The organism is Oerskovia sp. Root22 (assembly GCF_001429135.1).
Lineage (GTDB): Bacteria > Actinomycetota > Actinomycetes > Actinomycetales > Cellulomonadaceae > Oerskovia > Oerskovia enterophila.
In genome coordinates this window covers 1-21,731 of the sequence record NZ_LMIL01000009.1, presented here as the reverse complement: position 1 = coordinate 21,731, position 21,731 = coordinate 1, and the positions used below count along the sequence as shown (strand labels likewise).

Below are 21,731 nucleotides of genomic sequence, written 5' to 3'. Positions count from 1 at the left end.
ACCGATGCAAACCCATCAGTACGACGTCGTCATCGTCGGAGCAGGCGGCGCCGGCATGCGCGCGGCGCTCGAGTCGTCCGGCAAGGTCCGCACGGCGGTCATCTCGAAGCTCTACCCCACCCGGTCCCACACCGGCGCGGCGCAGGGCGGCATGTGCGCCGCCCTCGCGAACGTCGAGGAGGACAACTGGGAGTGGCACACGTTCGACACGGTCAAGGGCGGCGACTACCTCGTCGACCAGGACGCCGCGGAGATCATGGCCAAGGAGGCCATCGACGCGGTCCTCGACCTCGAGCGCATGGGTCTGCCGTTCAACCGCACGCCCGAGGGCAAGATCGACCAGCGTCGCTTCGGCGGTCACACCCGCAACCACGGCGAGGCCGCGGTGCGCCGCTCGTGCTACGCCGCTGACCGCACGGGTCACATGATCCTCCAGACGCTCTACCAGAACTGCGTCAAGCAGGACGTCGAGTTCTTCAACGAGTTCTACGTCCTGGACCTCATCACGGACCACGACCTCGCCGCCGAGGACGTCCCCGACGGCGAGACGGTCAACGCGACCGGCGTCGTCGCGTACGACCTGGCGACCGGCGAGATCCACGTCTTCCAGGCCAAGGCGATCATCTTCGCCACGGGCGGCGCGGGCAAGATCTTCAAGACGACCTCCAACGCGCACACCCTCACGGGTGACGGCATGGCCCTGGCCTACCGTCGCGGCCTGCCGCTCGAGGACATGGAGTTCTTCCAGTTCCACCCGACAGGTCTCGCCGGGCTCGGCATCCTCCTCTCGGAGGCGGCCCGCGGTGAGGGCGGCATCCTGCGCAACGGCGAGGGCGAGCGCTTCATGGAGCGCTACGCACCCACCATCAAGGACCTCGCACCCCGTGACATCGTCGCGCGGTCGATGGCGAACGAGGTCCGCGAGGGACGCGGCGCCGGGCCGGACAAGGACTACGTCCTGCTCGACCTGACGCACCTCGAGCCCGCGCACATCGACGCCAAGCTGCCGGACATCACCGAGTTCGCGCGCACGTACCTCGGCATCGAGCCCTACACCGAGCCCGTGCCCGTCTACCCGACCGCGCACTACGCCATGGGCGGCATCCCGACCAACGTCGGCGGCGAGGTCCTCCGCGACGGTCACAACGTCGTCCGCGGCCTGTACGCGGCCGGCGAGGTCGCGTGCGTCTCGGTGCACGGCTCCAACCGCCTCGGGACCAACTCGCTCCTGGACATCAACGTGTTCGGCAAGCGGGCGGGCCGCCAGGCCGCCGCGTACGCCGCGACCGCGGAGTACCGCGAGCTGCCGGAGAACCCCGCGGCCGCAGTGATCTCCCAGCTCGACGAGATGCGCAACCGCCCCGACGGCGAGCGCGTGGCCGACGTCCGCAAGGCGCTCCAGGAAACCATGGACGCCAACGCGCAGGTGTTCCGCACGGGCGAGTCGCTCAACCAGGCGCTCTCGGACATCCGCACCCTCCAGGACCGCTACCGCAAGGTCTCGGTCCAGGACAAGGGTCGTCTGTTCAACACCGACCTGCTGGAGGCCATCGAGCTCGGCTTCCTCCTCGACATCGCCGAGGTCACGGTCATCGCGGCCATCAACCGCAAGGAGTCGCGCGGTGGTCACTACCGCGAGGACTTCCCGGACCGCGACGACGCCAACTACATGCTCCACACGATGGCCTACCGTCGCCCCACGGCTGCCGGCGACACCGCCGACGGGCACGTGGAGGGATACTTCGACCACGTCGAGGAGTTCGATTCCTACAAGATCGTGCTGGGTTCCAAGCCCGTCACCCAGACCCGGTACGAGCCCATGGAGCGTAAGTACTGATGACTGCCACACTCGAAGCCCCTGCCGGTTCGGAGAAGACCGAGGTCGGCGCCGTGCCCTCCTTCGAGGTCACGATCAAGCTCCGCCGCTACAACCCCGAGTCCGAGCACGGTGAGGACGCGTACTGGGAGGAGTACACGGTCCTGGCCCACGGCACGGACCGCGTGCTCGACGCGCTGCACAAGATCAAGTGGGAGCACGACGGCTCGCTGACCTTCCGTCGCTCGTGCGCCCACGGGATCTGCGGCTCGGACGCGATGCGCATCAACGGTCGTAACCGACTGGCCTGCAAGACGCTCCTCAAGGACGTCAACCCGGACAAGCCGATCACCGTCGAGCCCATCAAGGGCCTGCCGGTCATCAAGGACCTGGTCGTCGACATGGAGCCGTTCTTCGCCTCCTACCGCGAGATCATGCCGTTCCTCATCACGTCGGGGAACGAGCCGAGCAAGGAGCGCCTGCAGTCTGCCGAGCAGCGCGAGCGCTTCGACGACACCACGAAGTGCATCCTGTGCGCGGCGTGCACGTCCTCGTGCCCCGTGTTCTGGACGGACGGCCAGTACTTCGGCCCGGCCGCGATCGTCAACGCGCACCGCTTCATCTTCGACTCGCGCGACGACGGTGCGACCCAGCGCCTGGAGATCCTCAACGACAAGGAGGGCGTGTGGCGCTGCCGCACGACCTTCAACTGCACCGAGGCGTGCCCCCGTGGCATCGAGATCACCAAGGCGATCCAGGAGGTCAAGCGCGCGATGATCACCCGCGCGTTCTGACGCCCTACGAGCACTGCACGACGGCGGTCCCCGGCTCCGGCCGGCGGGCCGCCGTCGTCGTTCGCGGGCTCGAACCGAGCCGCAACGCTCAGACCTCGGCGTGCACCCGCGGCTCCCGGCCTCGGCGCACCCCGCGCACCAGGGGGCTCCAGGGATACCCGTACCCGGCCCCTCGTCGGACCTCCGCGTCGAGCCGCTCCTCCTGCTCGGCCTCGGCCTGCGCGCGCAGCTCCTCGACCGTCGGCTGGGCCGGCGGGTCGGCGATCCAGGCCGCGACCATGAGCAGGATCCGGGTGACGAAGTTCGCGAGGAGCAGGATCGTGACGAACGTCGCGAACGAGCCCAGCAGGGCGTTGCGGGACGAGCTGCCGACGATCACGCTCGTCCCGAGGTAGCGCAGGACCCCGAAGGCCGCTGCGGCCGCCATGGCCCCGATGTACAGGTCCTTGCGGGGCGGACGTACTCCCGCCACGAAACGGATGATGAGCAGGACCACGAGCGCGTCGAAGACCAGGCCTACGAGGATGCCCGCCACGGGCACCAGGACCGAGGCGAGCGCCCCGTCCCCGAAGAGCGTCGCTCCCACCGTCTGGACGACCACCGTGGCCGCTGCCGAGATCACCACGCTCAGCCCCAGGACGGCGAACCCGCCGAGCTCGCGCAGCTTGGAGAGCACCGGGTTCTGTCCCACGTTGGTCAGCGAGAACATGGCACGTGTCGAGGTGCGCAGCGCGGCCATGAACGACACGGCGCTGAAGAGCAGCACGAACACCGCGACGACGCTCGAGACGCTCAGTCCCGAGTTGATGATCAGGTCGTCGGGCGAGAGGATGCCGCTCCCGTTCGGGGTCGTCTTGATGAGCCCCGGGATCGCCTTGTCGATCTGGGCGAAGATCTCGTCGCGCAGCTCCTCGCGGTTGCCCAGGAAGGCCATGAAGGCGGTATAGAAGATCGTCAGGCCCGCGAACAGAGAGAACAGGGCCGAGTAGGCCATACCGCCGCACAGGAGAGCCCCCCGCTGGACCCCGTACTGCGCGAGGGCCCGGGCGGGCCGGGTCGTGTTCCACCAGGCCTGCACCGCCTTGGCCCGGGTCGTGAGCCGAGCCACCAGGCCGGGAGCCTCGTCGTCGGTCGTCGTGGGAGAAGTCATCGCCCGAGCCTAGGAGAGGAACCCCCGACTCACCCGTCCGACAGACCGGAGAGCTCGAACCGGCGAGCCGGACGCCAGACCCCGTCGTCTCCGTGCTCGTAGAGATAGATGCCCGTGACGTCGAACGCGGCCTCGAACCCCGCCATCTCCTCGAACGCGAGGTCCAGCGCCTCGTCGTCGACCTCGTGGGCGACCGTGACGTGCGGGTGATAGTTGAACCGGAGCTCCTGGTCCAGCACGCCCGAGCGCACTGCACCCTCGAGCTCCTCGCACTCCGCGATGCCCTGCGCGACGATCACGAAGACGACGGGCGACACGGGACGGAACGTCCCGCTGCCTCGCAGGATGACCCGGAACGGCGCAGCATGCGCGGTCACGCGCTCGAGGTGCGTGTACACGTCCTCGAGGGCCGACTCGTCGACGACCGTCGGCCCGAGCAACGTGATGTGCGGGGGGATGTCCCCGGCAAAGGGGTCGCCGAACGCGGCGCGAGCCTCCTGGAGCGCAGGACCGAACGGCTCGGGGATCTCGATCGCGATGCCGATCCGCACCTGCGACGGACCGCGCTCGGGCAGGTTCATCAGCGGGTCCGACGAGCCGGCAGCAGACCGACGCGGTCGTAGATGCGGTCCAGGGTGGTCTGGGCGAGACCTCGCGCACGCTCGGCCCCGCGGGCCAGGACCGCGTCGAGCTCGGCCGGGTCGGACAGGTACTCGTTCGCCCGGGCCTGGAACGGCGTGAGGAAGTCGACGACGACCTCGGCCAGGTCCACCTTCAGGTGCCCGTACCCCTTGCCCTCGTAGTCGGCGGCGATCACCTCGACCGGACGGGAGGTCAGGGCCGAGAAGATGGTCAGCAGGTTGGAGATGCCCGGCTTGCTCGCCGGGTCGTAGCGGATCTCGTTGTCCGAGTCGGTCGCCGCGGAGCGGATGCGCTTGGCAGCGGCCTTGGGGTCCTCGAGCAGCCAGATGACGCCCTTGCCGCCCGACGACGACTTGCTCATCTTGGCGGTCGGTTCCTGCAGGTCGTAGATCTTCGCCACGGCCTTGACGATGTGGGGCTCGGGGACCACGGCGGTGTCCTCACCGAACCGCGAGTTGAGGCGCTCCGCGAGGTTGCGGGCCAGCTCGAGGTGCTGACGCTGGTCCTCGCCCACGGGTACGAGCGCCGCGTCGTAGAGCAGGATGTCCGCAGCCATCAGGACCGGGTAGGTGAAGAGGCCCACGGTCGTGCCGTCGGTGCCCTGCTTCGCGGACTTGTCCTTGAACTGGGTCATGCGACCCGCCTCGCCGAAGCCCGTCTGGCACGACAGCACCCAGGCCAGCTCGGCGTGCTCGGGGACGTGCGACTGCACGAACAACGTCGAGGTCTCGGGGTCCACTCCCCCGGCCAGGTACTGCGCCGCAGTGCGACGGGTACGCTCGCGCAGCTTCGCGGGCTCGGGGTTGACCGTCAGGGCGTGCATGTCCACGACGCAGTAGATCGCGTCGTACGACTCCTGCAGCGCGACCCATTGGCTCAGAGCCCCGATGTAGTTGCCCAGCTGGAGCGAATCCTCCGTGGGCTGCATCCCCGAGAAGATGCGTGGACGCCGTTCACCGGGAACCTCGTTGACCATTGCCCCATTCTGACAGGTCGACGTGCGTCGACCGAATCCGGGTCGGTCGCCGGGACGCCGGACCCTGCGCTCAGGTCGCCTCGTCGTCGAACGGCGCCGGGACGCGCACTCCGTCCGCGTCCACGGGCGCGGGAGGCGGGGGCGGGACGGGCGACGCGCTGCGGGGCCGCGAGGACGTGCCCAGCAGGTCGTCGTCGTCGAGCAGCGCCTCGCGGACGATCCGTCGGGGGTCGTACTGACGAGGGTCCAGCTTGGACCAGTCGACGTCACCCACCTCCGGCCCCAGCTCCTCGTCGACGCGCGACTTGGCGTCCTTGAGGAAGCCGCGGGCGGTGCGGACGAACGCGCCGAGCTGCTCGGCATAGCGGGGCAGTCGCTCGGGACCGATGACGATCACGGCGACGACGAGGAGGACGACGAACTCGGCGCCGTTGATACCGAACACGCGGTCAGACTACTCGCTCGTGGCTTCGTCGAGCACAACGCGGACGTCGCGCTCGGCGTCGCCCGTGCGCACGCGCAGCGTCACGGTGTCTCCCGGGGCCTTCGCGCGGATCGCCACGATGAGCTCGTCGCTCAGGCTCACAGGCCTCCCGTCGATCGCGAGGATGACGTCCCCGGCCTGGATCCCGGCCTCGTCCGCCGGACCTCCCGCGGTCACGGGCGACTGCCCGCCCTGCGGTTCGGTCGTGACCTGGACGCCCTCGCCCTGGTAGCGCGAGTCGAGCAGGACCCCGATCACGGGGTACGTGGCGGTGCCCTTCTCGATCAGCTCCTCGGCCGTCCGTCTGGCCTGGTCGGAGGGGATCGCGAAGCCGAGGCCGATGCTGCCCGTCGCGCCACCCGTCCCGGGCGGCTGCGCGATCGCGGAGTTCACGCCCACGACCTCGCCCGCTCCGTTCACCAGCGGGCCGCCCGAGTTCCCCGGGTTGATGGCCGCATCCGTCTGGATCGCGTTGATGAACGCGGTCTCGGCCGAGTCGCCTGCCGCGACGGGACGGTTCAGCGCGCTGACGATCCCGGTCGTGACGGTCCCGTTGAGCCCGAGCGGGGCACCGATCGCGACGACGGGGTCCCCCACGACCACGGCGTCCGAGTCGCCCAGCACGAGCGGGACCAGACCGGCCTCGTCGACCTTCACGACCGCGAGGTCGTAGTCCGCGGTCCGACCGACGATCGCGGCCGGACGTTCGCTGCCGTCCGCGAAGAGCACCGTGACCTTGCCGCCGTCCGCGCCACCGGCGACCACGTGGTTGTTGGTGAGGATGTAGCCGTCCTCACGGATCACGAAGCCGGAGCCCGTCGAGATCCCGTCCGCGCCCTCGACCTGCAGCGACACGACGCTCGGCAGCACGGTCGCCGCGATCGCCGCGACCGAGCCCGCGGGACGCTCTGCCTCGGGGGCCGTGCCCGCGAGCGGGAGCGACGCGCTGACCGGGCGACGCTGGGTGCCGTCGACGATCCGGTCGGCCGCGATGCCACCGACCGCGCCCGCCACGAGGGCGAGCGCAGCGATGCCGGCGACCGCGCCGGTACCGATGCGGCGTCGGGGCTTCTGCGCCGGCGGAGGGGGCGGGGCACCCCAGGGCTCGACCGGCGTCGTGGGGCCGTGCGGGTCGGCCTCTCCGGGCGGGCTTCCCGCTCCCGGATACGCCGGCTGCGGCGGGGTGGTTCCGTGCTGCGCAGGCCCACCCGGCGTGGCCGTGGCGTGCTGGTACGCGGCGGCGTACGGGTGCTGCCCGTCCGGTGACTGCGGGGCATATCCCGGGAGGCCCGGACGGGCGACGGGCAGTGCGCCCAGGGGCGCTCCGTACGGGCGCGTGTCGTGCGGACCGGGCGGAGGGACGGGGCCCGGAGCCACGGGGCTCGCACCCGGCGCGACGGGGCTCAGGGGTGCGGTCGCCGTGGACCGGAACGCCGACGGCGGAGCGAAGGGGTTGGGAGCGGCCGGAGGCTGCACGGGGGCAGGGCGAGGCACCGGGACCTCCTCGGTGCGCTGCTCTCCCCCGGGCGCGGGCGTCTGCTCCGAAGGGGCGCCGGACGCCAGGGCCGACGGCTCACCGCCTGGCTCGCGATCCGACGCAGGAGCGTCCGGTGCCCCGGCTGCCACCTGCGCCTCGACCGTCGACCGCCCCGAGGGGCCCTCAGGGGCGTCCGCTTGCGAGGTCGACGCCCGCTCGGGCGACGACGGAGCAGCCTCGACCGTGGCGGGGTCGCTCGCGGTCTCGGAGGCCTGCGAGGGCGAGGGCACGTGAGGCTGCGCAGCGGGCTGCGGCTCGGCGGGGTCCAGCGCTGAGTCGTGTGCGGTCATGGGGTGCCCAAGGCTCCTGTCATGGTCGTCCATCCCCGGGAGATACGGGCCGGGACCCCCTCGTCGAAGTCGTGCGCGGGGAACGTCGCCACGAACGAGGCGAGGACGTCCTTGCTCACCTCTGCCACGACGTCGATCACCGTGTCCCCAGCCTGCCACACCAGGTGGGGCGGCTCGTCGGACAGGACGTAAACGGCGCGCCCCTCGAAGCCCTCGGAGCGCGAGAGGCTGGACGTGTCGAGCCGACCGACCTGCTCTCGGACCACGATGGTCCCCTCGGGGCCCGTGAGGTCCACACGGAGCACGTCGCGCTCGGGTCCGACGAGCTGGACCGAGGTGACGTCGAACCCGTCCAGGATCCCCGTCGGGCTCGTCCACCCGTGCTCGGCCATCCAGGCGAGCGCGGTCGAGTCCGCGAGGTCCACGCTGCCGGCACCGTCCTCGCCGCCCGCGGCGCGCGCGGCGCCCGAGACCTCCGGCAGGACCGGGACGAGGGCCACCTCGGTGGCCCCTGCCGCCGTGGCACCGCCGGCCTCTGCCAGCACCGTCAGCGGCGACGCCACGTGCCGGTCCGGCACCACGACGGGCCGGTCACCGAGCGTGAAGAGCGCGACGGCCAGCACGGCGACCCCGCTCGATGCCGCGACGAGCACGCGACGGGAGCGGCGTCGTCGGGCATGGGCAGCGATGTCTCCCGTGAGCGCGCAGCTCAGCGCCCCCGCCTCGGGAGCGGGCGCCCACGGGTCGCGCGCCGCCGGCCCCTTGCGCAACGGGTCGCCCTCGGCGTCGGGGATCTGGGCCGAGAGCGCGAGGAGCCGGGAGGTCAGGTCCGTCGTCGGCAGGACGTCCCGCGCGCACGACAGGCGCTTGCGGACCGCACGCGCGACCGCGAGCTCGGCGGCGCACTGGTCACATCCCGCGACGTGCGTCAGCGCCCGCTCGCGCGTCGCGGGCGGGAGCTGGTCGTCGGCCAGCGCGCTGATGAGGGTCCCGAGGTGCGTCATGGTCCCCCCGGTGCGGTGCGGGTCCCGAGTGCCGTCAGCTCGTCGACCGCGACGTCCCCGGACGGTGCACCGTCCGTGGCGGCACGCTCGGACGGGTCACGGTGCGGCAGGGCCGCACGCAGCTGCGAGCGCGCGCGGTGGATGCGCGAACGCACCGTGCCGAGCTTGATGCCCAGCGTGACCGCGATCTCCTCGTAGCTCAGACCCTCGATGTCGCACAGCACGACCGCCGCCCGGTACTCGGGCGACAGGGCGTCGAGCGCACGCTGGACGTCGTGGTCGAGGTTCGTGTGCTCGTACCCGCGCTCCGGGTGCGTCATCTCCCCCGTGGCCGCGTACTGGGCCGAGTCCTCGCCCATGGCCTCCATACGGATGCGCTGCTTGCGCCGCACCTGGTCCAGGAACAGGTTCGTGGTGATGCGGTGCAGCCACCCCTCGAAGGTTCCCGGGGTGTAGCTCGACAGCGACCGGAAGACGCGGATGAACGTCTCCTGGGTCAGGTCCTCGGCGTCGTGCTGGTTCCCGGTCAGGCGGTACGCCAGCCGGTACACGCGCGCGGAGTGCTCCCGCACGATCTGGTCCCACGAGGGGGGCGTCCAGGGCTGGGCACTCACGTCACTGCTCACACGGTCCATTGTCCCCGTACAACGCGGTGCGTCGCGCATCCGTTCCCGACGTCGCACGGACGTGCGCACCACGTCCACGAAACCTCCCCCGGACGTGGGCTCATCCAGCGCCACGGAGCCCGCGGGCCGGTACGATCGCCTCACCTGCACCGCGCAGGACGGCAGCACCGCAGCAGTCCGTCCGGGGTTCCCCGGAGACGCGCGGTGCCCGAGACCAGGAGGGCCCTATCACCACCGACATCGGCCGGACCAACGCCAAGGCGTCGAGCTGGACCTACTGCGAGGAGTTCGTGCCGGAGGACGACGTCCTCCTGCGTGCTCGCGAGCGTGCCGCCGAGCTGGGTTGCCCCGCCGTCCTGCCAGGCGTGGGAGCAGTGCTCCAGGCGCTCGCGGCCGCCCTGGGCGCCCGCTCGGTCGTCGAGATCGGCACCGGTACGGGTGTCGCGTCGCTCTGGCTCCTGCGCGGGATGCCCGAGGACGGCGTCCTGACGACCATCGACGTCGAGGTCGAGCACCAGCGTGCCGCCAAGGACGCGTTCGCCGAGGCCGGGATCCGCGCCACCAGGACCCGGACCATCCCCGGCCGCGCGAGCGACGTCCTGCCCCGGCTCACCGACGGCGCGTACGACCTGGTCCTCGTCGGCGCCGACCGTCACAGCTACCCCGAGTACGTCGAGCAGGCACTGCGTCTCCTGCGTCCCGGCGGCATCGTCGCGGTCGACGGCGCGCTCGTCGGTGACCGCGTGGCGGACCCTGCCCGGCGCGACGAGATCACCACGATCGTGCGCGAGGTCGGTCGCTCGCTGCGCGCCGACGACCGCGTCCTGCCCGCACTGATCCCGAGCGGCGACGGACTGCTCCTCGGCGTGCGCCGGTAGCGCACCGTCGCCTCCCGCGGCGCTCCGCACGCAGCCGCGCGAGCGTGAGCACGACGAGGGCCCCTCACCCGCCGAACGGGTGAGGGGCCCTCGTCATGTGCCCGGCAGGTCGCCGGGGCCGGCCTCAGCGGAGGTCGGTGAGGTACCGGAGCAGGAGGCGCGCCCCGTACCCCGTCGCCCCCTCGGTGACCTCGTGCCGCGACGACGTCGCCCGTGCCGGGCCGGCGATGTCGAGGTGGACCCAGGGCAGCCCTCCCGTGAACTCCCGCAGGAAGAGCGCAGCCGTGATGGATCCGCCACCCCCGGCCTCGAGCGGCACGTGCCGCAGGTCCGCGACGGTCGATCGCAGCGCGGACGTGTAGTCCTCGACGAGCGGCATGTGCCAGACCCGTTCGCCCGTCGCTGTCGCAGCGGCCTCGAGGCCGGCCACGAGCTCGGGAGCGGTCGCATAGAGAGCCGCGTGGCCCCGCCCGAGCCCGATGCTCGCTGCTCCGGTCAGGGTCGCGACGTCGATCAGCAGGTCCGGCGCGAGCTCGGCGATCGCATAGCCGAGAGCGTCCGCGAGGACCAGTCGCCCCTCGGCGTCGGTGTTCGCGACCTCGACCGTGCGTCCCGAGTAGGTGCGCAGCACGTCCCCGGGACGGTAGGAGTCCGCGCCGAAGTGGTTCTCGGCGAGCGGGAGGACCGCGGTGACCTGGTGCCGCACACCGGCCTCTGCCGCGCCGAGCACCACGGCCAGCGCGACGGCGGCCCCCGCCATGTCCGTCTTCATGGGCACCATGGCCTCGCGCGGCTTGATCGAGAGCCCGCCGGTGTCGTACGTGATGCCCTTGCCGACGAGGACCACGTGCTGCTCGGCGTCCTCCGGCACGTAGGTGACCGTCACGAGCCGGGGAGGGCTCGCCGAGGCAGCACCCACGGCCAGGAGACCGCCGAAACCCTTCGCCGCGAGCTCGCGCGGACCGAGGACCTCGGTCTCGAGGCCGGCGGCACCCGCGAGGTCGGTCGCCTGCTGGGCGAACCAGGCCGGGTCCTTGATGTTGGACGGGGTGTTCGACAGGTCGCGCACGAGCCAGGTCGCGCTCGCCGCGATCCGAGCAGCGAGGATCTGCTGCTCGGCTCCCTCTCCGAGGAGGACGAGCTGTTCGGCGGCCGCGTGCGGGTCCGGGGCGGGCCCGCGCACCTTGCGGCTCGGGGCGAGCCCGCCGAAGCGTGGCGTGCGGTAGGCCGCGAGCAGGTACCCCTCGACGAACGCCGTGACGCCGCTGGGGGTGGCGTCGGCCGTCGCGGCGCTCACGACGCGCTCGAGACCCCGCGTCGCCCCGGCCAGCGCCGCTCCCGCACGCCGGAGCTCGAGGTCGGAGCCTGCGCCGATACCGAGCAGAACGATCGTGGACGGGAGACCCGCCCAGGGCAGCGGGTTGGCCGCTCCGGCGTGCGTGCGCGGCAGGTCGACGGTCGTGACCTCGCCGGCCGCGCCCCGGAAGCTCGAGCCTCCGGAGCGGTCGGCCAGCTCTGCGAGATCGATCCCGTAGCGCGCGGCCGCGTCCACGGTCCCCGCACGCGGCTGCAGCCCGTCCTCCTCCTCGAGAGGAGGGGCCACGGCCACCACGAGGGCCGAGACCGCGTCGTCCGTCAGGAACGGGCAGTCCAGGACGGTCCCCGGCGTCTCGACCACCTCGGGGAGGTGGCGGGGAGCTCCCCCGACAGGAGGAAGGTCCAGGAGCGGCTGTGCGTCGCGCGCGGTCAAGGCGTCTCAGCCCACGACGGCTTGGAGCGCCTCGCCCAGCTCGCTGGCCTCGGTCGCGTTGAGCTCCACCACGAGTCGACCGCCACCCTCGAGCGGGACACGCATGACGATGCCGCGGCCCTCCTTGGTGACCTCGAGCGGGCCATCCCCCGTACGCGGCTTCATCGCAGCCATTGTGGGCTCTCCATTCCGTAGTCCAGTACTGCTGTGGTCGGCGCCCCGGCAGGGTGGCAGCACGTCACCGCGCCGACCGCCCGAGGACGCCCGTGCACCATTCTAGTTCACCCGTGCGACACGCCGTCGCGGCAAATGCGCAGATCGTGACCTGGTTGCCGCTAGGGCGGCCATCCGCTCGGCGGGGTGAGCCTCCACAGGCCCCAGACCCACCAGGCCTGCCCCGCGACGCACGCTACGACGCACCCCCAGAACCACCACCGCGACCGGGTCCACCCGAGCGTCACGGCTCCGAGCGGGAACGCGAGCAGGAGGAACCGGACCAGGCTCGTCCAGGGCTCGATCACGGCGACGAGGTATCCCAGGTAGGCGAGCGGCCACACCTGGAGCTCAGGGCCGAGCCGGCGCGCGACGGGGCTCAGGCCCACCGCGGCCACGGCGGCCAGGACCGCCACGAGGACCCAGGGGCCGGCGCTGCCGAAGAGCATCTGCGAGACCTGGACCCAGGGCACGAACGGGACGACCGGTCCGGTCCCACGCCAGGCCTCCTGCGTCAGGAAGTAGGCGTCGGGCCGACCGGTCACCAGGCCGCACAGGACCTGCCACACGAGTCCGCTGAGCACCGTGACGACGAGGAGCCCCCCGATGCGGGCGACGTCGCGCCAGGGCACCGCCACAGGACCAGCACCCGGCTCCAGCCCGACCACGCGCCTGGCGCGCCACCACACCCTCCCCCGGACCACCGCGTGCCACGCGACGACCAGGGCGAGCGGTAGCGCGACGGCACGGCTGAAGCCGAGCAGCACGACCACGAGCCCCGCCCACTCGTAGCGGCGCGCCCACACCAGGTACAGCGCGCCGGCGATCAGCAGGAGCGCGAGGGCCTCGGTGTAGGCCACCTGGAGCACGACCGACGAGGGGAAGACGCTCACGAGCGCGACCGTGGCGAGCGGGAGGCCCGGACGGTGCGCCACGGCGAGGCGACCAGCCCGCTCGACCAGGCGGTGGATCACGAGCATCGCCCCGGCGCCGCACAGCAGCGCCACGGTAGGGGCGACGACGTCCCATCCCAGGCCGGTGACCTGCTGCACGGCCCGCACCAGGAAGGGGAAGAGCGGGTAGAACGCCCAGACGTTCTGCTGCACCCGTCCGTCGGTCCCTACGGGCAGCTCGGCGGGGTACCCGTGCTCGGCGATCTGCTGGTACCAGGACGCGTCCCACATCCGCCCCGTCCACGCGGAGTACGACGGCGCCGCGTCGGTCCAGACGTTGGCCTCCTGCGAGCGCGCGACGACCAGGAGGATCACCGCGGTGACGAGCCGCGCCGCGGCGTAGACCGCGAGCACCTGCACCCACCACGTCCACCGTGCGGGCGCCCGGAGGACCGCCAGGAGCGCGGAGTCCCGCCCGGACCGCGCGGCGTCGCCCCCGGTCGGTGGGGCCCCCGCCCTGGCCCCGGGCCGGGTCGCGCGCTCGTCGCCGGGTCGCTGCACCGCGGCGGGCTCGCTCACGCGAGCCCGCGCAGCGCGACCGCCGGTGGCGCGTCGCCCCGGATCGCGGCCACGGTGTCCAGCGTCCGCCGTGTGGCCGCCACGTCGTGGGCGCGGAAGACCCGGGCGCCGAGCCACGCGGCGACGGCCGTCGCGGCGAGCGTCCCCTCGAGCCGCTCGTCGGCCGGGAGATCGAGCGTCTCGCCCACGAAGTCCTTGCGGGACAGCGCCATGAGCAGCGGGAAACCGAGACCCGCGAGCGCCTGGGTCCGGCGTACGAGGTGCAGCGAGTGCCAGGTGTTCTTGCCGAAGTCGTGCGTCGGGTCGACGAGCACCGAGGCCGCGGGCACCCCGCACGCGACCGCGCGCGCGGCGGCCGCGGTGAGGGTCGCGACCACGTCCTGCACGACGGCGTCGCGAGGGTCGTCCGGCCGGGTCACCGCGCCGTCGTCCTCCTGGGAGCGGTAGGCGACCCGGAAGGGGTCCGTCCGCGGCGTGGCGCCGCCCGTGTGGGAGCACACGACCCCGACGCCGAGCTCACCCGCGACCTCGACCAGGCGTGGGTCGTGCCCGGCCCAGGTGTCGTTGATGAGGTCCGCACCGGCCAGAGCCGCCTCGCGCGCGACCTCGGCTCGCCAGGTGTCGACGCTCACGAGGAGGTCGGGGAAGTCGGCCCGCACCCGTTCGACGAAGGGCACGACCCGACGGATCTCCTCGGCCGGTGTGACCTCGGGCCCGGTCCCGGCACGCACTCCCCCGACGTCGACGATCGCCGCGCCCTCGGACCACGCCCGCGCGACGGCCTCGAGCGCGGCGCCGTCGTCGAGCTGTCGCGCGGGCGCGTAGAACGAGTCCGTCGTCCGGTTGACGATCGCCATGACCACGGGGCGTGCAGGGCGACCTGGCGCACCCTCGTCGACCCCCACCTCCCGCCCCCGTAGGACGAGCGGGGCGCACTGCGGGGGAACCGGCGCGAGGGGTCCGGTCGGGGACGGGTCGTCGCCGGCCCCCGGGCCTCCGGACGCCGGGGTCGCGGCGCCGGTCACCGGTCGCCGGCAGCCCGCTGCTGGGCGGCCGCGGTCTCCTCGACGGACTCCCGTTCCTCGGCACGCAGCTCCGCGCCCCGCTCGCACACGTACTCGACGGCCTCGGCCGGGTCGTCGCACAGGTACAGCAGGTCGAGGTCGTGCGCGCTGATCATGCCGCGCCCGGCGACCGTGGTGCGCGCCCAGTCGAGCAGGCCCTGCCAGTACTCGGTGTCCACGAGCGCGATGGGGAACTCGGTGACCTTGTGCGTCTGGACCAGGGTCAGCGCCTCGAAGAGCTCGTCGAACGTGCCGAACCCGCCCGGCAGCACCACGAAGCCCTGCGCGTACTTGACGAACATGGTCTTGCGGGCGAAGAAGTACCGGAAGTTCACGCCGAGGTTGACGTACTTGTTCATGCCCTGCTCGAACGGGAGCTCGATCCCGAGGCCGATCGAGAGTCCGCCCGCCTCGTTGGCGCCCTTGTTGGCGGCCTCCATGATCCCGGGGCCACCACCCGTGATGACCGCGAGGTCGCGCTCGGCGAGGAGACGGCCGACCTGCTCGGCCAGTGCGTAGTCCGGGTGGTCGGGACGCGTACGCGCCGATCCGAAGACCGACACCGCCGGGCCGACCTCGGCGAGGGCTCCGAAGCCCTCGACGAACTCGCTCTGGATCCTCATGACCCGCCACGGGTCGCTGTGCACCCAGTCCGCGCTGCCGGCGGTGTCCAGGAGGCGCTGGTCGGTCGTCTGCTGGGGGATCTGCTCGCCCCGCAGCAGCACCGGCCCCTTGCGGTAGCCGGTGCCTGCCTGGGGAACTCCGTCGTCGCTCATGCTCTCGAGCCTAAGCGTTCCCGGGACCCGTGGCGGGGACGATCAGCGGGTGAGCCACGCGTGCAGCGCGTCGTGGCACAGCGCGAGGTGCCCGACCGGGCAGCGCTCGTCGTCCTTGTGCGCGAGCACGGGGTCGCCGGGGCCGAAGTTCACCGCCGGGATCCCCATCTCGGCGAAGCGCGCGACGTCCGTCCAGCCGTACTTGGGGGCAGGCGCCCCGCCCGTGAGCTCGAGCACCGTGGCGGCGAAGTCGGCAGCGAGCGGGTCGTCGAGCCCCGGCCGCGCACCGGGAGCGGCGTCGGTGACGACCACCTCGAAGCCGGAGAACAGGTCGCGGACGTGCGCCTCGGCGTCGGGCAGCGACCGCGAGGGTGCGAAGCGGTAGTTGACCGTGACCACGCACTCGTCCGGGATGACGTTCCCCGCGATGCCGCCGCGGATACCGACGGCGTTCATGCCCTCGCGGTAGACGAGCCCCTCGACCTCGATCGACGCGGGCTCGTAGGCCGCGAGGCGGTCGAGCACGACCGACGCCGAGTGGATCGCGTTGGACCCCATCCACGCGCGTGCCGAGTGCGCCGTGACCCCGGGGACCCTGACCTCGACGCGCAGCGTCCCGTTGCAGCCGCCCTCGATGCCCGCTGCCGTGGCCTCCCCGAGGATCGCGAAGTCGCCCCGCAGGAGCTCGGGGTGGTTGCGTGCGAGGCGCCCCAGACCGTTGAGGTCGGACGCGACCTCCTCGAGGTCGTAGAAGACCCAGGTGACGTCCTGGTTGGGCTCCGTGAGGGTTGCCGCGAGCGCGAGCTGCACCGAGAGCCCGCCCTTCATGTCGACCGTCCCACGTCCCCAGATCTCGGCCTGGGCGCCCTCGCCGACCAGGCGGGTGGGCAGGTTCGGCGGGTCGGTCAGCGGCACGGTGTCGATGTGCCCGGCGATCACGACGCGGCGCGAGCGCCCGAGGTGCGTGCGGGCGACGATCGCGTTGCCGTCGCGCACGACGTCCAGGTGCGCGAGCGGTCGCAGCGCGGCCTCGATCGCGTCGGCCAGGGCCTTCTCGTCCCCGCTGACGGACGGCACGTCGCACACCGCGCGGAAGAGCGCGGTGAGGTCGCCGTCGAGGTCGAGCCGGATCGCCGGTACCGACGACACCGGCGGTGCGGTCTGGTCGGAGGACTGGTCGGGAGTCTCGTCGCTGGTCACACGCAGACCCTACCCGGACAGTTCACCCCCCGGCCTGGAGTGACGGATAGGGTGAAGCCATGACTTCAGCGACTCCCACCGGCGCCGCAACGGGCCCCCGCACCGCCTGGGCCTTCGGCCTCGCCACCGTGACCGACGAGGGCACCGTCCTCGACGTCTGGTACCCGTCCCCCGTGCTCGGGGAGGCCCCCTCGGACGAGACCGTCCCCGCGTCGCTCGACGCGCTGACCGAGCACGACGAGGCGCGCCGCGTGGACGTCGTGGTCGTGCGCACCGTGATCGACCTGGACGCCGCACCGTCGGGCGCGGCGGACGCCTACCTGCGCCTCCACCTGCTCTCGCACCGCCTCGTGGCCCCCCACGGTCTCAACCTCGACGGCGTGTTCGGCGCTCTCGCCAACGTCGTCTGGACCAACCACGGCCCGTGCGCGGTCGAGGGCTTCGAGGAGACGCGCCTGCGCCTGCGCGCCGCGACGGGCCAGCCGGTGCAGGTCCTCGGGGTCGACAAGTTCCCCCGCATGGTCGACTACGTGGTCCCCTCGGGCGTGCGCATCGCCGACGCCGACCGCGTCCGCCTGGGTGCGCACCTCGCGGCGGGCACGACCGTCATGCACGAGGGCTTCGTGAACTTCAACGCCGGCACCCTCGGCACCTCGATGGTCGAGGGCCGCATCTCGGCCGGCGTGGTCGTGGGCGACGGGTCGGACATCGGCGGCGGCGCATCCATCATGGGCACGCTCTCGGGCGGTGGCCGCGAGATCATCTCGATCGGCCAGCGCTCGCTCCTCGGCGCCAACGCCGGGCTGGGCATCCCGCTCGGCGACGACTGCGTCGTCGAGTCCGGGCTCTACGTGACCGCGGGCACCAAGGTCACCCTCGTGGGACGCAGCGGTCCCGACGGCGGGCCCGTGGTCGTCAAGGCCCGCGACCTGTCGGGCCAGGACAACCTCCTCTTCCGCCGCAACTCCCTCACGGGCGGTGTCGAGGCGGTCTCGCGCACGGGCGTCGGGATCGAGCTCAACGCCGCGCTGCACGCGAACTGACATGTCCTCCGTCTTCGGCGCCCCGGGCCACCAGGGTGCCCCGTCCGCTCCTGGGCAGGAGGGCACGAGCCTCCACGCCCAGGGGCGCGACGTCCGCAGGCGTCGGCACCGCCCGCTGCGCCTCGCCGTCACGGTCGTGACCGTCCTCGCTGTCGCGAGCGCCGGGGTCGTCATCGCGCTCAACCGGCTGACCGACCACACGCCCGTCGCCGAGCGCTGCTCGGCCGAGGCCGACGGGCAGGCCTGGCACCTCTCGCCCGCCCAGGCGGACAACGCCGCCCTGATCGCCGTCACGACGGTCCGTCGCGGCATGCCCGCACGTGCCGCGACCATCGGCCTCGCGACGGCGCTGCAGGAGTCCCGGCTGCTCAACATCGACTACGGCGACCGCGACTCGATCGGGCTGTTCCAGCAGCGGCCGTCCCAGGGCTGGGGAACCATCGAGCAGATCATGGACCCCGTCTACTCGACCACCGCGTTCTACGACGGCCTCGACACGGTGGACGGCTACGAGGACCTCCCGGTGACGGTCGCGGCCCAGGCCGTGCAGCGTTCCGGCTTCCCCGACGCCTACGCGCAGCACGAGTCCAGGTCGCGCGCATGGGCCTCGGCCTTGACGGGCAACTCCGAGGGCACCCTCTCGTGCGAGCTCGTCGCGGTCGACCCGGCCACGCTCGTGAGCGTCGAGGACTCGAACGAGACGCTGAGGACGCGCGTCGTGCGCGACCTCGGAGACCTGCCGGTCACGGTCGAGGGAGCGAGCACCGTGGTGGACACGACGCCGCTCACGGGAGTCCCGTCAGAGGCCCGCCGGACAGGGTGGGCCGTCGCCCAGTGGGCCGTCGCGAGCGCCGACGCGACGGACGTCGTCCGGGTAGACGTCGGTGACAGCACCTGGACCCGCGAGGACCCCGTGTGGACGCCGTCGAGCGACCTGCCGGCGGACGAGGCCGGCGCTGCTCTCCCGGTCGGTCAGGTGCGGATCACGGTCGCCACGGCCGACGAGGGCTAGCCCTCGCGCATCGCGGCCGTCGCGGCCGAACGGTTGCGCGCGCTCCTGGCGAGCGTCCCGCATACGACGACGGCGCCCCGCACCGAAAGGTGCGGGGCGCCGTCGTCGGTGCTGGTGATCGACGAGGTCAGCGACCGTCGACCGGCAGGTACGGACGCTCGGTCGCGCCCGTGTAGACCTGGCGCGGACGCCCGATCTTGGTCTGCGGGTCCTTCATCATCTCGCGCCACTGCGCGATCCACCCGGGCATGCGCCCCAGGGCGAACAGCGGGGTGAACATGGCCGGCGAGAAGCCCATGGCCTTGTAGATCAGGCCGGTGTAGAAGTCGACGTTCGGGTAGAGCTTGCGCTCGATGAAGTAGTCGTCGTTGAGCGCGATCTCCTCGAGACGCAACGCGATGTCGAGCAGCTCGTCCTTCTTGCCGAGGGTCGAGAGCACCGCGTCGGCCTTGGCCTTGACGATCGCCGCGCGCGGGTCGTAGTTCTTGTAGACCCGGTGGCCGAAGCCCATGAGGCGGACGCCGTCCTCCTTGTTCTTCACCTTCTTCATGAAGGTGTCGACGTCGAAGTCGCTGTTCTGGATCTTGTCCAGCATCGACAGGACGGCCTCGTTGGCACCACCGTGCAGCGGGCCCGAGAGCGCGTTGACGCCCGCGGCGACCGACGCGTAGAGGTTCGCGTGGCTCGAGCCCACGACGCGCACGGTCGAGGTCGAGCAGTTCTGCTCGTGGTCCGCGTGCAGGATGAGGAGCTTGTCGAGCGCGTCGACCACGGTCGGGTCGGACTCGTACTTCTCGTAGGGCGTCGCGAACGTCATGCGCAGGAAGTCGTCGACGTACCCGCGCGAGTAGTCCGGGTAGAGCAGCGGCTCGCCCACGGCGCGACGGTGCAGGTAGGACGTGATGGTCCGCGTCTTGGCGAGGAGCAGGACGGTCGCGAGCTCGACCGTCTCGTCGTCGAACGGGTCGAGCGACTCCGGGTAGAACGTCGACAGCGCGTTGATCGCCGACGACAGCACCGCCATGGGGTGCGCGTTGCGGGGGAACGTCCCCATGAACGTGCGGAAGTCCTCGTGCACCAGGGTGTGGCGGTTGACGCGCTCGACGAACGCGTCGAGCGTGGGCCCGTCCGGGAGCTCGCCGTGGATCAGGAGGTAGGCGACCTCGAGGAACGTGGACTTCTCCGCGAGCTGGTCGATCGGGTACCCGCGGTAGCGCAGGATCCCCGCGTCGCCGTCGATGTACGTGATCTCCGACTCGCACGAGGCGGTGTTCATGAACCCGGGGTCCACGGTGACGAGCCCGGTCGACTTGAGCAACGAGGACACGACGATGCCGTCGTTGCCATCGGTCGCTGCGACCACGGGCAGGTCCTGGCTCGATTCGTTGACGACGAGCCGAACGGTCGCCTGCTGGGTGGTGGTCATGTCTTCCTTCCTTGCGCGCTGCCGCTCCCCCTGCGGGTGGCTGCGCGTGTCTTCCGTGGTGTCGCCGCGAGATCGCCACCTGTCCGGCCGAGCCGTCGGTGGCCGAAGTGTCGGACAGCGTTGGCCTGGGTCGACGGTACTCGCTTCACCCACACGTGACCAATCTGGAACGGTCACACAACCGACACTCGCCTGTGATGCGGGTCACAGGCGAGAACGAGGCGCAGTTCGCCCAACAATCGACAGGTGGGTCACACCGCGGTCAACCGGGCCGCCGCCTCGTGCACCCGCTCGTCGCTCGCGGTGAGCGCCACGCGGACGTGACCCGCCGCCGTCGGGCCGTAGAAGGCCCCGGGACCCACGAGGATGCCGAGGTCCGCGAGAGCCCCCACGGTCTGCCAGCAGTCCTGGTCCTCCGCCGCGCCCGCGGGGCGCGACCAGAGGTACAGACCCGCCTGCGACCCGTCGACCTCGAGTCCCGCGTGCCCCAGCGCGGGCAGGAGCACGTCCCGACGTCGCCGGTACACCTCGCGCTGCGCCGCGACGTGCGCGTCGTCCGTGAGGGCCGCGACCATGGCCGCCTGGACCGGTGCCGGCACGATCATGCCCAGGTGCTTGCGCGTCGTGAGCAGGTCGGCGACCACCGCCGGGTCGCCCGCGACGAACGCGGCCCGGTACCCCGCGAGGTTCGACTGCTTGGACAGCGAGTACGCGGCGAGCAGGCCCTCGTTCGAGCCACCGCTCACGCGTGGGTCCAGGATGCTCGGCACGCCGGAGCTCGCGAACGGCTCCTCCCACGCGAGCTCGGCGTAGCACTCGTCGCTCACGACGACCGCGCCGATCTCCCGGGCGGCCGCGACCACCCGCGCGAGCTCGTCGACCCCGAGGACCTCACCCGTCGGGTTGCCCGGCGAGTTGACCCAGACCAGACGCACGTCGTCGCGACCGGCCCAGTCCTCGACCCGGTCCGTCGCGAGCGGGGTCGCCCCGGCGAGCCGGGCACCCACGTCGTACGTGGGGTACGCGGTGGCCGGGTGCACGACAACGTCCCCCGGGCCGAGCCTCAGCAGCGACGGCAGCAGGCCCACGAGCTCCTTGGAACCGACCGTCGGCAGCACGGCGTCCGGGTCCAGCCCGGGCACCCCGCGACGCCGCGCGAACCAGTCGACAACGGCCTCGCGGAGCGCGGGCGTGCCGTGCGTGGTCGGGTACCCGTGCGCGTCACCGGCGGCGGCGAGCGCGTCGCGGACGACGGCGGGGGTCGGGTCGACCGGCGTGCCGATCGAGAGGTCCACGATCCCCCGCGGGTGCTGACGGGCACGCTCGGCGAACGGCGTGAGCGAGTCCCACGGGTAGGCGAGGCCACCCAGGCTGGCGAATCCCATGGTGTTGTCCGGCCTCCGGGCTCAGGCCTGGGGGGCCAGGGCAGCGATCATCGGGTCGTCCTTCTCGATCATGCCCATCTTCGCCGCACCACCCGGCGACCCCAGGTCATCGAAGAACTCCACGTTCGCCCGGTAGTAGTCGCTCCACTCCGAGGGCACGTCGTCCTCGTAGTAGATCGCCTCCACCGGACAC

General features: G+C 72.1%; 20 protein-coding genes and 1 pseudogene. 5 read left to right on the top strand and 16 right to left on the bottom strand.

Annotated features, from left to right (window positions below; genetic code table 11):
• Positions 1–4: 4 nt before the first annotated feature.
• Together sdhA and ASE15_RS10555 are read left to right on the top strand one after the other, a co-directional pair.
• Positions 5–1,837, top strand: a complete 1,833-nt coding sequence (gene sdhA, locus ASE15_RS10560; protein WP_056763275.1) for a succinate dehydrogenase flavoprotein subunit — start codon at positions 5–7, stop codon at positions 1,835–1,837.
• Positions 1,837–2,610 carry a succinate dehydrogenase iron-sulfur subunit gene (locus tag ASE15_RS10555; RefSeq protein WP_056650307.1) on the top strand — a complete coding sequence of 258 codons (774 nt, stop codon included), beginning with the start codon at positions 1,837–1,839 and terminating at the stop codon, positions 2,608–2,610. The genes sdhA and ASE15_RS10555 overlap by 1 nt, the downstream gene beginning before the upstream one ends.
• An 88-nt stretch (positions 2,611–2,698) precedes the next feature.
• Here the strand turns inward: ASE15_RS10555 and ASE15_RS10550 are convergent, their stop codons facing one another.
• The 7 genes from ASE15_RS10550 to sigE form a co-directional block, all read right to left on the bottom strand.
• A complete protein-coding gene (locus ASE15_RS10550) occupies positions 2,699–3,760 on the bottom strand; it encodes a YihY/virulence factor BrkB family protein (RefSeq protein ID WP_082608861.1) in 1,062 nt (353 codons plus the stop codon).
• A gap of 29 nt (positions 3,761–3,789) precedes the next feature.
• On the bottom strand, positions 3,790–4,341 hold the full coding sequence (locus tag ASE15_RS10545) for a 2'-5' RNA ligase family protein (protein WP_056650301.1): 552 nt from the start codon (positions 4,339–4,341) through the stop codon (positions 3,790–3,792).
• The gene (trpS, locus tag ASE15_RS10540) at positions 4,341–5,378 is read right to left on the bottom strand and encodes a tryptophan--tRNA ligase (RefSeq protein WP_056763274.1); all 1,038 of its coding nucleotides are present in this window, start codon (positions 5,376–5,378) and stop codon (positions 4,341–4,343) included. The genes ASE15_RS10545 and trpS overlap by 1 nt, the downstream gene beginning before the upstream one ends.
• 70 nt (positions 5,379–5,448) lie before the next feature.
• On the bottom strand, positions 5,449–5,823 hold the full coding sequence (locus ASE15_RS10535) for a twin-arginine translocase TatA/TatE family subunit (protein ID WP_056650295.1): 375 nt from the start codon (positions 5,821–5,823) through the stop codon (positions 5,449–5,451).
• Between the two features lie 9 nt (positions 5,824–5,832).
• The gene (locus tag ASE15_RS10530) at positions 5,833–7,689 is read right to left on the bottom strand and encodes a S1C family serine protease (RefSeq protein ID WP_082618381.1); all 1,857 of its coding nucleotides are present in this window, start codon (positions 7,687–7,689) and stop codon (positions 5,833–5,835) included.
• Complete coding sequence (locus ASE15_RS10525) at positions 7,686–8,693, bottom strand: anti-sigma factor (RefSeq protein ID WP_056763272.1); 1,008 nt, start codon at positions 8,691–8,693, stop codon at positions 7,686–7,688. Before ASE15_RS10525 ends, ASE15_RS10530 begins: the two co-directional genes overlap by 4 nt.
• The gene (gene sigE, locus ASE15_RS10520) at positions 8,690–9,328 is read right to left on the bottom strand and encodes an RNA polymerase sigma factor SigE (protein ID WP_056650289.1); all 639 of its coding nucleotides are present in this window, start codon (positions 9,326–9,328) and stop codon (positions 8,690–8,692) included. The genes ASE15_RS10525 and sigE overlap by 4 nt, the downstream gene beginning before the upstream one ends.
• 218 nt (positions 9,329–9,546) lie before the next feature.
• On the opposite strand from sigE, the gene ASE15_RS10515 reads away from it, so the two are divergent.
• Positions 9,547–10,197: an O-methyltransferase gene (locus ASE15_RS10515; RefSeq protein ID WP_369800608.1), complete on the top strand. Its 651-nt coding sequence runs from the start codon at positions 9,547–9,549 to the stop codon at positions 10,195–10,197.
• Positions 10,198–10,321: 124 nt separating this feature from the next.
• On the opposite strand, the gene ASE15_RS10510 is transcribed toward ASE15_RS10515, so the two are convergent.
• The 6 genes from ASE15_RS10510 to dapE form a co-directional block, all read right to left on the bottom strand.
• Positions 10,322–11,947 (bottom strand): M17 family metallopeptidase, encoded by a 1,626-nt coding sequence (locus ASE15_RS10510; RefSeq protein ID WP_235534355.1) that lies wholly within the window; start codon positions 11,945–11,947, stop codon positions 10,322–10,324.
• A 6-nt stretch (positions 11,948–11,953) separates the two neighbouring features.
• Positions 11,954–12,121: a DUF3117 domain-containing protein gene (locus ASE15_RS20365; protein ID WP_064506638.1), complete on the bottom strand. Its 168-nt coding sequence runs from the start codon at positions 12,119–12,121 to the stop codon at positions 11,954–11,956.
• A gap of 161 nt (positions 12,122–12,282) precedes the next feature.
• Complete coding sequence (locus ASE15_RS10505; protein WP_056763270.1) at positions 12,283–13,632, bottom strand: hypothetical protein; 1,350 nt, start codon at positions 13,630–13,632, stop codon at positions 12,283–12,285.
• Positions 13,629–14,489, bottom strand: coding sequence for a dihydropteroate synthase (folP, locus tag ASE15_RS10500; RefSeq protein WP_056763747.1), 861 nt, complete (start codon positions 14,487–14,489; stop codon positions 13,629–13,631). Before folP ends, ASE15_RS10505 begins: the two co-directional genes overlap by 4 nt.
• Positions 14,490–14,653: 164 nt before the next feature.
• On the bottom strand, positions 14,654–15,472 hold the full coding sequence (locus tag ASE15_RS10495) for a TIGR00730 family Rossman fold protein (RefSeq protein ID WP_056650280.1): 819 nt from the start codon (positions 15,470–15,472) through the stop codon (positions 14,654–14,656).
• Positions 15,473–15,514: 42 nt separating this feature from the next.
• A complete protein-coding gene (dapE, locus tag ASE15_RS10490) occupies positions 15,515–16,621 on the bottom strand; it encodes a succinyl-diaminopimelate desuccinylase (protein ID WP_056763744.1) in 1,107 nt (368 codons plus the stop codon).
• A 110-nt stretch (positions 16,622–16,731) separates the two neighbouring features.
• Between dapE and dapD the strand changes: the two genes are divergently transcribed.
• Both dapD and ASE15_RS10480 read left to right on the top strand, forming a co-directional pair.
• Positions 16,732–17,715, top strand: a complete 984-nt coding sequence (dapD, locus tag ASE15_RS10485; protein ID WP_056763268.1) for a 2,3,4,5-tetrahydropyridine-2,6-dicarboxylate N-succinyltransferase — start codon at positions 16,732–16,734, stop codon at positions 17,713–17,715.
• 1 nt (position 17,716) lies between these two features.
• On the top strand, positions 17,717–18,727 hold the full coding sequence (locus ASE15_RS10480) for a hypothetical protein (protein WP_235534344.1): 1,011 nt from the start codon (positions 17,717–17,719) through the stop codon (positions 18,725–18,727).
• 127 nt (positions 18,728–18,854) lie between these two features.
• Here ASE15_RS10480 and ASE15_RS10475 read toward each other — a convergent pair whose 3' ends face one another.
• The 3 genes and pseudogenes from ASE15_RS10475 to ASE15_RS10465 all read right to left on the bottom strand — a co-directional run.
• Positions 18,855–20,153: a citrate synthase gene (locus ASE15_RS10475; protein WP_056763266.1), complete on the bottom strand. Its 1,299-nt coding sequence runs from the start codon at positions 20,151–20,153 to the stop codon at positions 18,855–18,857.
• 251 nt (positions 20,154–20,404) lie between these two features.
• The gene (dapC, locus tag ASE15_RS10470) at positions 20,405–21,538 is read right to left on the bottom strand and encodes a succinyldiaminopimelate transaminase (RefSeq protein WP_056763264.1); all 1,134 of its coding nucleotides are present in this window, start codon (positions 21,536–21,538) and stop codon (positions 20,405–20,407) included.
• 21 nt (positions 21,539–21,559) lie between these two features.
• Positions 21,560–21,731 (bottom strand): annotated as a pseudogene (locus ASE15_RS10465) (ferredoxin); the annotation flags it as partial.